The sequence below is a fragment of the Mesorhizobium sp. WSM4850 genome, assembly GCF_055811735.1.
Genome location: NZ_JBVVPV010000031.1, coordinates 1 through 12,334, shown reverse-complemented (window position 1 = coordinate 12,334; position 12,334 = coordinate 1). Strand labels below are relative to the sequence as shown.

Here is a 12,334-nt window from a genome sequence, read left to right as displayed (position 1 = left end):
AAAAAGACCTGCTAGGCGGATAGTTCGCATGCCGCCGTGTCCGGCTTATAGCGGACATTCGGCAATTTGGCAGCGAATGACCACATTGTGACAATCTTGCCGAAGACGAACGTCTAACCTAAACCTCATCCCAGGACATCAACCAAATTGGAGCCACTGTTTGGGACCGGGCGTAGTTGCGACGTTTGCCCTATCCGGACGTGTGAGCAAATGCCGTGGGCAACCGTGATGCGTGCATTTTTTCGTTCGGTTGCTGCGACGATCGTGATGTCCGGCCTGGCAGGTTGCACGAGCATTTCCTACTATGCACAATCCTTGAAGGGTCACGTGGAGATCATGGCGGCGCGCCAGGATGTCGAAGAGCTGATCGACGATCCTTCGATCCCTGGGACATTGCGCGCTCGAATGGAATCGGCGAGCGCCATCCGACAGTTTGCGATAGATGAACTAGCGCTGCCGGACAACGATAGCTACCGCAGCTATGTCAACGTTGGTCGGGACGCGGTGACATGGGCCATCTTCGCCGCGCCGGAATTCTCGCTGACGCCACGAACATGGTGCTTTCCGGTGTTCGGATGCGTTCCGTACCGAGGATACTTCTCCAAAAGGTCTGCGATTGAAACCGCTGTCGAACTTCAGAGACAGGGCCTGGACGTCTATGTGACGGGCATCACTGCATATTCCACGCTTGGCTGGTCAAGTGACCCGCTGCTAAGCACGATGCTCAGCCAAGATGAAACGTATCTTGCAGGGCTAGTTTTCCACGAGTTGGCCCACCAACGCGTCTATGTGAAGGACGATTCCGCATTCAACGAGGCGTTCGCTGTCGCCGTCGAAACAACCGGCGTGAGAAAATGGCTGCGCGCGGCTGGTGATACCGCCGAGTTGCGCCGTTACAAAGCCGACCGGAGGCGCAGAGCTCAATTTCTTGCGCTGGTGTCGCAGACCCGGGACGAGCTAAGCCATGTCTATGACGGCAGCGCTACCTCTGAGCAGAAGCGGGCCGCGAAGATGGCCGCGATCGAACGGCTGCGGATGCGCTACCGAGAGATGCGCGACAGTCGCTGGCGTGGATACCGGGGATACGATGTCTGGTTCAATGCTCCGATTAACAACGCGAAGCTCGCGGCGACTTCCGTCTACGGCGATCAGGTGGCGACGTTTCTCCGCTTGCTCGATTTGTGTTCGGGCGACTATCCACGGTTCTTCGCGTCGGTTCGACGGATCGGAGCGTTAGACAAGGCTTACCGCGCTGAAGCGCTTAAAGCGGCAGATTCATGCGATCGAGCCGGTCAAATCCGTAGGCCAGAGGCGGCGAATCGGTCACCGATGTACTCGGCAGCCGGCGCAAGTGATTGAATTGACCATTTGGCGGCCGATTTCCCACATACTTTGACGTCGGGCGGGTCGGAAGCCAAAAGTCGGGCTACAGAAGGTAGAAGCCAAAAGCGGACTTGCCTGAGCCCCCCGGCGGATCCTGGACCACAATGGTTGCCGGCGGGCCGTGGCGCCTCAGCGTGCGCCCTACGAGGCCGAAAACCTCACGCTCACGCCGCGCTGCCGAAAATAAGCCTGCATCAGCTTGCGGCCCGAACGGTTGTTCTGCGCAAGCCTGGTCGGATCGAACACCGCCTGTTTTATCCCTTCTCGTGTCATCGCCGCCTTAAGCGTCGCGATATGCGCGTCGATGTCGGCATTGTCCGCCCGGAGGGAGGCATAGATACTTTCGGTCGCCTCGGCCACGGTCGGTTCGCTCACAGGTGTCGTCCTTTGGTTGGTTGAGCGGCGGCTTACCACAGATTCGCGGCTCCGCCGATACCGATGAGACGGCTAGATGGGCGGCAACAGTGTCCCTTGGGACTTAAAAGGGATGCCAATGACGGGCGCCGGCGGCTAACGCGCCATAAGGATCGGCATCGACGGGTCTTCAAGCATCGAGACGGTGACGCCACCGAAGATGCGCTCGCGCAACCGGGAATGACCGTAAGCGCCCATCACCATCAGGTCGGCGGCGATGTCGAGCGCGTGCCGGCGAAGCACGTCGACGACTGAATGGTCCAGGCTGGGCAGCCGGTCGACTGTGACATTCACGCCATGCCGCGCGAGATAGGCGGCGACGTCGGCTCCGGGTTCGGCCCCGTGGCGGTACTCGTCCTCCACCGGATCGACCATGACGAGGTGCACCTCATCGGCGCCTGGCAGCAGGCCGAGGGATTCGCGGACGGCACGCGATGCCTCCAGACGGGCGTCCCATGCAATCAGCACGCGTTTCGGCTTCAGGGTCGGCTGCGCCCCCGCGGGGATTAGCAGCAAGGGCTTTCCCGAAGAAAACAATGCGCCTTCGATCGCTTTGCTTTTCAGCGTTTCGTTGGCGAGCAGCTCCGGTCCAATGACCGTAATGTCGGCATAGCGGGCACGGCGGCCGATGGTGTCGTCGGCCCAGCCGGCTTCCGGATATTCGCTGGAGACATCGGCCGAAAGCACGCTGCCGGCGAGAAAAGCCGACAGGTCAGCAGTCCGCTTCTTCAACAGATCCTCGACGGCCCGACGCTCGTCGAGCCAGGCTTCTGAAACGACCGCGGCATACTCCCCGACTGGTGGCGGCGCAGCTACGGCAACGACCAGAACAGCAAAATAGGCGCCGATCTCGTTGCACAGGTCGGCGGCAGGCTTGAGATCACCGTCTCCCTCGTGCGGTCCCGTAACGGCAAGTATCGTCCTGAAAGCCATGGCGGCTGCTCCCGATTTTGCCCCAAAGCCCAATCGTCGTTGCAACAACAGCGAGACGGCTCGGCGCGCTGCTAGCGCTGAGTCAAGAACGCCGCCGGTCATCATTTGATCCGTATCAACATGCCCACGTGCCGACGCCAACAGGTTTCAGGCCGCTGGAGGACGCCAAGAATACGCCCCGAACACCGGAGCAGCAGCATCACGGAACGCATTCGTGACCTGGCTGGTTATATCCAGGCGCTGTGGCAGCAAGGGCCTGATGGCGTGGAATTTCAGCGACCACGCTCGCTGGCTTCCCCAGGTTGGGTACAAAACAAAGAGGCATCCGATGATCGTCGAGGATCAGCAATCCGTGGCCGCGATGTTGATGGACCCTGCCGCATATGGCGAGAGCGGACCGGTCGAGGCGATCGAGACCCATATCTCGCGGATATTCCTGGTTGGCCAGCGCGCCTACAAGATCAAGCGAGCGGTCAAGCTGCCCTATGTCGACTTCTCGACCCCGGCGCTGCGGCTCGCCGCTTGCGAGAAGGAGGTCGATCTCAACTCCAGGACTGCCCCCGGCCTCTATCTGGGGGTGCGGCGCGTCACCCGCGAGGCCGGCGGCGAGCTGGCCTTCGACGGAAGCGGCAAACTGGTCGATGCGGCGATCGAAATGGTCCGCTTCGATCAGTCGAAGCTGCTCGACGGAATGGCAGTCGGTGGCGAACTGACGCCTGCGCTGATGACGGATGTCGCGCGCATGATCGTGCGCTATCATCGCGGCGCGCCGGAGGTCCACAAGGGCAGCGGATCCTCGAACCTGGCAGGCGTGCTCGCCATCAACGAAGCCGGCTTTGCCACCAACCATGTTTTCGAGCAAGCCGAGATAAAGCCATTCACCGGGATGTTTCGCACCGCCCTCGCCCGTCATTGCGAGTTGCTCGACCGGCGGGAGGCGGCAGGCAAGATCCGGCGATGCCACGGCGACCTGCATCTGCGCAACATCTGTCTCTTCGACGGAGAGCCCCGCCTCTTCGATTGCATCGAATTCAACGACCAGATCGCCAGCATCGACGTGCTTTACGACCTGGCTTTCCTGCTGATGGACCTCTGGCATCGCGGCTTTCCGGAACTCGCCAACCTGGTGATGAACCGCTATCTCGACGAAGCAGACGACGAGGACGGCTTCATCCTCCTGCCTTTTTTCATGGCAGTGCGGGCTGCGGTGCGCGCGCATGTCACCGCAACCCAGATCGAGGAAGGCGGTGACATGCCCGGCGGCCTGCTTGCCGAGGCCAGATCCTATTTCGAGCTTGCCCGAACACTTCTCCAGGAAAAGCCGCCTCGGCTGATCGCCATCGGCGGCTTGAGCGGTTCCGGCAAGACGGCCGTTGCCGAGGCACTCGCCGCACATGTTGGCGCGCCGCCCGGCGCACGCATTGTCGAAAGCGACCGCATCCGCAAAGCCCTGCATGGGGTGCCAGCCGAGACGAAGCTGCCGGACAGGGCTTATCGACCTGATGTGTCGGACCGCGTCTACCGCGAAATGGCATGGCGCGCCGACTTGATCCTTGCCGAAGGCGGTTCGGTGGTCGCCGATGCCGTCTTTGACCGGCCGGCCGATCGCAACCGCATCGAGAAAGCTGCAAACGGCAGAGACGTTGCTTTCGCCGGATTCTGGCTGGAGGCGGATCCGCTCGTTCTTTGGCAGCGGGTGAGCGAGCGCAGTGGCGGTCCTTCTGACGCCACAGTCGATATCTTGTCGCGGCAATTGCAGCGAAAGGCTACCCCGTCCAACTGGCGCAATGTCGACGCCGATCGAAAGCTCGCCGATATCGCCGCAGAATTGGCCAAGGTTTCGGACGCGGTCGCTTTTGCGCAGAATCCTCCACTCAAGACCGCATCGTGACGGCGACGATCGACGCGCATAAAGACGGGTAAATGGGCATGGCGCAGGAAAATCTGGTGGTTTGCGGCAAATGCGGCGGGGTCAATCGCCTGCCGCCAGCACGCGATGCCGGGGACGCGAAATGCGGAAAGTGCGGCTCCAAGCTGTTCTCGGGTCACCCGGCAGACGTCGATGCACAGAGTTTCGATCGCCAGGTCACGCGAAGCAGCCTCCCCGTCGTCGTCGACATCTGGGCACCATGGTGTGGCCCGTGCAAGATGATGGCGCCGGCCTATGAAGCGGCAGCCAACGAACTGGAGCCGCATGTTCGCCTGATCAAGCTCAATTCCGACAATGAGCAGGCCGTTGCAGCCAGGCTTGGCATCCGCGGCATCCCGACCATGATCCTCTTCCATGGCGGGCAGGAGGTTGCGCGCACATCCGGCGCAATGACGGCGGGACAGATCGTCAGGTGGGTCCGCGATCACCTGCCGGCTGCAGCCTGAAAGCTGCCACTGCGTGGATTTCACTGATCGCGGTGCCCAGCACGACGGGAGATCTGATGGCCGACGCTGAACACAGAAGCCATACGATGACCTTAAGATATTCGACATCGGACGACGAATTTTCATATGATGACCTCGCTTTTGGCCCGCACTGGGAGTATGGATCCTCAGGATCCGGCAAAGTTGGGAGGACCCATGCAGCAGGCCGAACATCGAACGTCCCGGCGGTCGTTCGTCTCTCAAGTTGCCGATGCGCTGCGCGACCAGATCGAAGCCGGCTTTTATGCGCCTGGCGATAAATTGCCGACAGAACCAGCGCTGATCGACCGGTTCGGGTTCAGCCGCACCGTGGTCCGGGAGGCCATTGCCGCGCTTCGTGCCGATGGGCTGGTGGAATCGCGGCAGGGCGCCGGCGTCTTCGTTCTCGGCCCGAAACCCGTCGACGAGGGATTGAAGCTGTTCACCGACGAAACCAACAAGATCTCGGACATCATCGAAGAGCTCGAGCTGCGCATCGGCATCGAAGTCGAGGCCGCCGGCCTTGCCGCCGCCCGCAGTTCGCCGGCGCAAGAGGCCGAAATCGAGGCCCAGGTCGAAAGGTTCGCCGACCTCATGGCGCAAGGGCAACCCACGGACGATGCCGACTTCCAGTTCCACATGGCGATCGCCGCCGCAACCAACAACGCCAGGTTCAAGGCCTTCCTCGAACATGTCGGCCGGCGGATGATCCCGCGGGTGAAGTTCAAGACGATGATGGGCGGCGTCGACCCCTTGCCCAATCGCGACCATCCGATTCTGCAGGAGCACAGGGAAATCGCCGATGCGATCCTCGCCCGCGACCCGGAAAAGGCGCGTGAGGCGATGCGCCGCCATTTGGTGACCGGGATAAAGCGCTATCGCGCCCTGACCGTCCGGCGCCCGACAAATCAGGACAACACCGGCGGTTGACTCGTCTGGATACTCATCATATGAATCTAGGTGACATCATATTAATTTGTGGGATGAGTTCCTTTGTCGCCAGATGAAATCAAGTCGCGTGTCGCTTCAGGGCTGCTGTCGTTTCCGGTCACGCATTTCAACGAGGATTTCAGCCTCAATCTCGAAAGCTATCGCGCGCATGTCGAATGGCTGTCGGGGTTCGGTGCCGCTGCCCTGTTCGCGGCCGGCGGCACCGGTGAATTCTTCTCGCTGTCGCCGGAAGAGGTCGCCGACGTTACCCGCGCGGCCAAGGATGCCTCGGGAGACGTGCCGATCATCGCCGGCTGCGGTTACGGCACGGCGCTCGCCACGGAAATCGCCCGCCGCGCCGAGGCTGCGGGAGCCGACGGTCTCCTGCTTCTGCCTCACTATCTGATGGAGGCCTCGCAAGAGGGGATTTTTCGGCATGTCAAGGCCGTGTGCCAGTCCACCGGCCTCGGCGTCATCATCTACAACCGTGCGAACTCGGTCGCCAATGCCGACACGGTCGCCCGCCTTGCTGACGCGTGCCCAAACCTCATCGGGTTCAAGGACGGCACAGGCAAGATAGATCTTGTCCGCCACGTCACTGCAAAGCTCGGCGATCGGCTCTGCTACATCGGTGGCATGCCCACGCATGAGCTGTTTGCCGAGGGCTTCAACGGCGCCGGCGTGACGACTTATTCCTCCGCGGTCTTCAATTTCGTGCCGGAATTGGCACAGCGCTTCTACAGGGCGATGCGGACAGGTGATCGCGCTGCAATGGAAGAAATCCTGCACAGCTTCTTCTTTCCCTTCGCGGCTCTGCGCGATCGCGAGCAAGGTTATCCGGTGTCGATCATCAAGGCAGGCGTCGAACTCATCGGACGAACACCCGGCCCGCTTCGGCCGCCGCTGACGGATCTGAAGCCGCAGGAGAAAGACGCGCTGCGCGGACTGATCGAGAAGATCGCCGCCTAGCCGCCGCGAGATCGGCAAGTTGTCGGCAGCACGGGATGAGGAGGATCGTCTCGTGCGACAGCCAAAACGGAAGATCCCAAATGGAAGAACAAGGGAGGAGAGACATGAACAGAAGCATTCATACGATTGCAGCTGTCGCAATGATGACCGCTGCCGCGCCATCGGCCGTCGCACAGGAAGCGGCGCAGGAGATCCGTATCGTCCTGCCGGAGCAGCCGGCCAATCTGGAGCCCTGCGGCACCATCATCACCAATGTCGGCCAGATACTCAGCCAAAACGTAGTTGAATCGTTGACCGTCATCGATCCGAACAGCGGACAGCCCCAGCCGAAACTGGCGACCGAGTGGACCAGCGTGGATCCTACCACCTGGCGGATCAAGCTGCGCGAAGGCGTCAAATTCCAGGACGGAACCGAACTCAATGCGGATGCGGTCGTCTTCTCCATCAACAGGATGATCAGCGGCAAGCTTACCTGCAGCAACATTGCGAAATTCGGCGATGCCAAACTGACGCTGACGCCGCTCGACAAGCTGACCGTCGAAATAAAGTCGGACAGGCCCGAGCCCATCATGCCGACGCTGTTGAGCGTGGTCATGATCGTCTCGCCGAAGACGCCGGTCGACCAGGCGGTGAACGATCCGGTCGGCACCGGCCCGTTCACGCTGTCGACCTTTTCCCCGCAGACCGTGGTGCTGGACGCGTTCGACGGCTATTGGGGCAACAAGCCGCAGATCACCAAGGCAACCTATGTCTGGCGACCCGAATCCTCGATTCGAGCCGCCATGGTGGAGACCGGGGAAGCCGACCTGACACCGTCGATTGCCATCCAGGACGCCAGCAATCCGGAGACGGATTTCGCCTACCTGAACTCCGAAACCACCGCCATCCGCATCGATGCCGCCGAGCCGCCGCTCGACGACCTGCGCGTGCGCAAGGCGCTCAACCTGGCGATCGACTGGGAAGGCCTTGCCCAGCTGTTCGGCGACGACGTCAAGCGTGCGTCGCAGATGGTCGTCTCCGGGATCAACGGCCATGACGATGCGCTCGAGCCTTGGTCGTATGATCCGGAAGAGGCGAAAAAGCTCATCGAAGAGGCGCGCGCGGCGGGCGTCGCGGTCGACACCGAGATCAAGCTCATCGGGCGAAACGGCATCTATCCGAACGGCGCCGAAGCGATGGAGGCGATGATGACGATGTGGCAGGATGCCGGCCTCAACGTGAAGCTGACCATGCTCGATGTCGCCGACTGGCTGCGCTATCTGCAAAAGCCGTTCCCGGCGGAGCGCGGCCCCAATCTCCTGCAGATGATGCATGACAACAACAAGGGCGATGCGGCCTTCACGGTGCCGATCTTCTATCGATCGAGCGGCAGCTACTCGACCTTGGCCGATCCGGCATTCGACAAGCAGATAGACGAGGCACTGGCGGCGACCGGCGAAGCCCGCACCAACAGCTTCAAGGCGATCTTCGGCAAGGCCCGCAACGAAGTGGTGGCGGACATCCCGATGTTCCACATGATCGGCTATACCCGGGTTGGCACCAGGCTGGAATGGAAGCCCGATATCACCACCAACAGCGAAATACCGCTGGCCAATATCGCCATCAAAGACTGAGCGATACGGGGGTGCCAGGCGGTCGTCGCCCTGCGCCCCCTGACCCGCTGCCTCCGTCGATATCCGCCGAAGGGCATCCGAAATGATAATCTATCTTGGACGCCGGGCGTCGCACAGCATCCTGTCGGTCATCGGTCTTTTGACCTTGGTTTTTTTCCTGACACGGCTCACCGGCGATCCTTCCGCCTTGTACCTGCCTCTGGACTCGACTGCAGAAGCTCGGGCCGCGTTCGCGCGGTTGAACGGCCTCGATCAGCCGATCCATTGGCAGTTTCTGGGATATCTGCGCGATCTGCTGCAGCTGGATTTCGGTGAATCGCTGCGCCAGAACCGCTCGGCGATGCAGGTCGCGCTCGAGGCGTTCCCGGAAACGCTGAAGCTGGCCGTCGTCGCGATCACGCTGTCGACCGCCTTGGCAATCCTTGTCGGCTCGCTGGCGGCCGCGTGGCCAGGCAGCATCTTCGACCGTATCGCCAGCCTCGTCTCGCTGGCCGGCGCAAGCGCGCCGGATTTCTGGGTCGCCATCGTCGGCATCCTTGTCTTCGCCGTGGGGCTCGGGCTTTTGCCGACATCGGGCACCGGCACCTGGGTCCACTGGATCATGCCGACCTTCGTGCTGATGCTTCGCCCTTTCGGTCTCCTGGTGCAGGTCGTGCGCGGAACCATGCTGTCGGCGCTTGCCTCTCCATACATCAAGACCGCAAGGGCCAAGGGCCTGCCGCGGCAGAAGATCATCTTCGGCCATGCGCTTCGCAACTCGCTGCTGCCCGTCGTCACGGTCGCCGGCGACCTGGCGACCAGCCTCGTCAACGGCGCCGTCGTCGTGGAGTCGATATTCGGCTGGCCCGGCATCGGCAAGCTGATGATCGATTCGATCATCCAGCGCGATTTTGCCGTCGTCCAGTCGACCATCCTGGTGACGGCAACCGCCATCTTCATCCTGAACATCGCGATCGACCTCCTCTACGCGGTTCTCGATCCGCGCATCCGGTACTGAGCCATGACGATCATCACCCCCGACATCAAGCCGGCGGCCGTTCCAGGCAGCGGCCGCGTGCTTTTCGCCTATTTGAAGCGCGACAGGCTTGCGCTCGCCGCCGCCATTTTCCTGGTGATCGTCGTGCTCGCTGCGGTCCTCGGCCCGTGGCTGGTGGGCGATGCCGCTTCGCGGCTGGGCCTGCGCCAGCGCAATCTTGCCCCGTTCTCGCTGGCCAGTGGCTGGATCTACGTCCTTGGCGCCGACACCCTCGGCCGGCCCATCCTGGCCAGGCTGATTGTCGGCGCGCAGAACACATTCGGCATTGCCGCGGCGGCGGTGTTCGCGTCGATGCTGGTCGGTGGAACGCTGGGCCTGATAGCGGGCTATTCGGAGCGCTGGTACAGCCATCTCATCCTGCGCCTCGCCGATGTCGTCATGAGCTTTCCCTCGCTGCTGCTGGCGCTCATCGTGCTCTACACGCTGGGTCCGAGCATCACCAACCTGGTGATCGTTCTCGCCGTGACGCGCATGCCGATCTACCTCAGAACGGCGCGCGCGGAAGTGCTGGAGTTGCGCGAGCGCATGTTCGTCAGCGCGGCGCGAGCCATGGGCGCGAAGCCGGCCCGGATCATCATCCGGCACATCGCCCCCCTGGTCCTGCCGACATTGATGACGATTTCAGCCATTGATTTCGCGACCGTCATTTTGTCGGAATCGGCGCTGAGTTTCCTTGGCCTCGGCATTCAGCCACCCGACTTCACCTGGGGCGCAATGGTCGCAAACGGCCGCGGCTATCTCGCCACCGCCTGGTGGATCGCATTCTGGCCGGGCCTTGCAATCATGCTGACGACGCTGTCGCTCAACATCCTCTCGAACTGGGCGCGCACCGTCGCCGATCCGCAGCAACGCTGGCGCCTTCAGACATTGCGAAAAGCTGCCCGATGAGCAACGCGACCATTCTCAAGGTGGAGTGTCTGACCGTCGATTTTCTTTCGAACGATGAACCGATACGCGCCGTCGACGATGTCTCTTTCCACGTCAGCCGTGGCGAGACGCTGGTGATCCTCGGCGAAAGCGGTTCGGGTAAGAGCGTCAGCACCAGCACGGTGATGGATCTCATCGACTGTCCGCCAGGCGACATCGTGGCCGGCTCCTGCCTCTTCGATGGCGTCGAACTGTCAGGCCTCGGTGCCGAGGCGCGCCGAAGCATCAACGGCCGCAGGATAGCGATGATCTTTCAGGATCCGCTCGCCTATTTGAACCCGGTCTACACGGTGGGGCGCCAGATCGAGGAGGTCTATGAGAGCCACGGCGCAGAGAGCGGCAAGGGCGCACGCGCCAAGACGATAGAACTGCTTCGGCGCGTCGGCATTCCAGAGCCGCAAAACCGCGTCGACTTCTATCCGCATCAGTTCTCGGGCGGACAGCGCCAGCGCGTGATGATTGCCATGGCGATCGCGTTGAAACCGGACATCCTGATCGCCGATGAGCCGACGACCGCTCTGGACGTCAGCGTGCAAGCGCAGATCCTCGATCTGCTGCGCGATCTCCAGCGCGAAACCGGCATGGCGTTGATCATGATCACCCATGACCTCGAAGTCGCCGCGTCCATGGCGGACCGGATTATCGTCATGAACGGCGGCAAGGTCGTCGAGACGGGCATCGCCAGGGAGGTCTTCAGCAATCCGCAGCACGCCTATACCCGCCGCCTCATCGCCGCCCTGCCCCACGGTAACGCAGCGGAGGCGCCCAACAAGCGTTCGACGGCGATCGCCGGCGAGACGCTGCTCAAGGTGGAACATCTCACCAAACACTATGAGCTTGCTTCCGGAGCTTTTAGCAGCAAGCGGACGTTCAAGGCGGTGGACGACATAAGCTTCGAGGTCAGGAGAGGAGAAACGCTCGGCATCGTCGGCGAGTCCGGGTCCGGCAAATCGAGCGTCGCGCGCATGCTGTTGGGGCTGAACGCGCCAAGCGCCGGCAAGGCGGTCTTTGCCGGTGAGAACATCTTCGACATGAATGGGAAGCGCCTCATGGCGTTTCGGCGCAAGGTCCAGATGGTCTTCCAGGACCCATACGGATCGATGAATCCGCGCATGCGCGTTTATTCGATCATTTCCGAACCCTGGGTGATCCACCGCGATATCCTGCCGAAGGACAAGTGGAAGGCTCGAGTGGCAGAGCTCCTGGAATTGGTTGGGCTTTTGCCGGAGCACGCCGAGCGCTACCCGCACCAGTTTTCCGGCGGCCAGCGACAGCGCATCGCCATTGCGCGCGCGCTTGCCAGCGAGCCGGAACTGATCGTCTGCGACGAGGCGGTTTCGGCGCTCGACGTCTCTATCCAGGCGCAGGTGATCGACCTTCTGGCCGACCTCAGGACGAGGCTCGGCCTCTCCTATATTTTCATCACACACGACTTGCCGATCGTGCGCCATTTTGCCGACCGGATCATGGTCATGAAAGACGGACGGATTGTCGAGGAAGGCCAAACCGCGGCGCTGTTCGGGGCGCCTCGCCACGACTATACGCAAAGCCTGCTGCAGGCTGTGCCGCAGCCCAAATGGCTAACGCAGGCTCAATAGTTCGTCCGCGCGCGCCCAGCAAGCGTTGCCGATTGATGGGCCGAATGCGCTTGACAAAATGGCGATCGCCCGCTCAATTTGACCCATTCACCAGGGGGGTCCCGGCAAGGGGCTGAGATACTGCTGGCTTTCGCGGC

The 12,334-nt window shown here is 61.9% G+C and carries 11 protein-coding genes; 9 read left to right on the top strand and 2 right to left on the bottom strand.

From position 1 onward, the window contains the following. Window positions 1-228: 228 nt before the first annotated feature. Window positions 229-1,359, top strand: coding sequence for an aminopeptidase (locus tag AC0L2Z_RS24205; protein WP_473629512.1), 1,131 nt, complete (start codon window positions 229-231; stop codon window positions 1,357-1,359). A gap of 165 nt (window positions 1,360-1,524) precedes the next feature. On the opposite strand, the gene AC0L2Z_RS24200 is transcribed toward AC0L2Z_RS24205, so the two are convergent. Together AC0L2Z_RS24200 and AC0L2Z_RS24195 are read right to left on the bottom strand one after the other, a co-directional pair. Next, on the bottom strand, window positions 1,525-1,758 hold the full coding sequence (locus AC0L2Z_RS24200) for a hypothetical protein (protein ID WP_023801385.1): 234 nt from the start codon (window positions 1,756-1,758) through the stop codon (window positions 1,525-1,527). Window positions 1,759-1,893: 135 nt separating this feature from the next. Continuing rightward, window positions 1,894-2,730 carry a universal stress protein gene (locus tag AC0L2Z_RS24195; RefSeq protein ID WP_128247487.1) on the bottom strand — a complete coding sequence of 279 codons (837 nt, stop codon included), beginning with the start codon at window positions 2,728-2,730 and terminating at the stop codon, window positions 1,894-1,896. Window positions 2,731-3,058: 328 nt separating this feature from the next. Between AC0L2Z_RS24195 and AC0L2Z_RS24190 the strand changes: the two genes are divergently transcribed. The 8 genes from AC0L2Z_RS24190 to AC0L2Z_RS24155 all read left to right on the top strand — a co-directional run bounded on the left by AC0L2Z_RS24190 (window position 3,059) and on the right by AC0L2Z_RS24155 (window position 12,197). Continuing rightward, window positions 3,059-4,621 (top strand): bifunctional aminoglycoside phosphotransferase/ATP-binding protein, encoded by a 1,563-nt coding sequence (locus AC0L2Z_RS24190; RefSeq protein ID WP_473530755.1) that lies wholly within the window; start codon window positions 3,059-3,061, stop codon window positions 4,619-4,621. Window positions 4,622-4,659: 38 nt separating this feature from the next. Next, window positions 4,660-5,106 (top strand): thioredoxin TrxC, encoded by a 447-nt coding sequence (gene trxC / locus AC0L2Z_RS24185; protein ID WP_473530754.1) that lies wholly within the window; start codon window positions 4,660-4,662, stop codon window positions 5,104-5,106. Between the two features lie 195 nt (window positions 5,107-5,301). Further along, complete coding sequence (locus AC0L2Z_RS24180; RefSeq protein ID WP_128247489.1) at window positions 5,302-6,054, top strand: FadR/GntR family transcriptional regulator; 753 nt, start codon at window positions 5,302-5,304, stop codon at window positions 6,052-6,054. Window positions 6,055-6,117: 63 nt separating this feature from the next. Next, the gene (gene kdgD, locus AC0L2Z_RS24175) at window positions 6,118-7,023 is read left to right on the top strand and encodes a 5-dehydro-4-deoxyglucarate dehydratase (RefSeq protein WP_128168010.1); all 906 of its coding nucleotides are present in this window, start codon (window positions 6,118-6,120) and stop codon (window positions 7,021-7,023) included. Between the two features lie 104 nt (window positions 7,024-7,127). Continuing rightward, window positions 7,128-8,636 carry an ABC transporter substrate-binding protein gene (locus AC0L2Z_RS24170; RefSeq protein WP_128247490.1) on the top strand — a complete coding sequence of 503 codons (1,509 nt, stop codon included), beginning with the start codon at window positions 7,128-7,130 and terminating at the stop codon, window positions 8,634-8,636. 82 nt (window positions 8,637-8,718) lie between these two features. After that, on the top strand, window positions 8,719-9,633 hold the full coding sequence (locus tag AC0L2Z_RS24165) for an ABC transporter permease (RefSeq protein ID WP_128168008.1): 915 nt from the start codon (window positions 8,719-8,721) through the stop codon (window positions 9,631-9,633). Between the two features lie 3 nt (window positions 9,634-9,636). Then, complete coding sequence (locus AC0L2Z_RS24160) at window positions 9,637-10,560, top strand: ABC transporter permease (protein WP_287244352.1); 924 nt, start codon at window positions 9,637-9,639, stop codon at window positions 10,558-10,560. Then, window positions 10,557-12,197 (top strand): ABC transporter ATP-binding protein, encoded by a 1,641-nt coding sequence (locus AC0L2Z_RS24155; protein WP_023801376.1) that lies wholly within the window; start codon window positions 10,557-10,559, stop codon window positions 12,195-12,197. Before AC0L2Z_RS24160 ends, AC0L2Z_RS24155 begins: the two co-directional genes overlap by 4 nt. The last annotated feature ends 137 nt before the right edge of the window (window positions 12,198-12,334 follow it).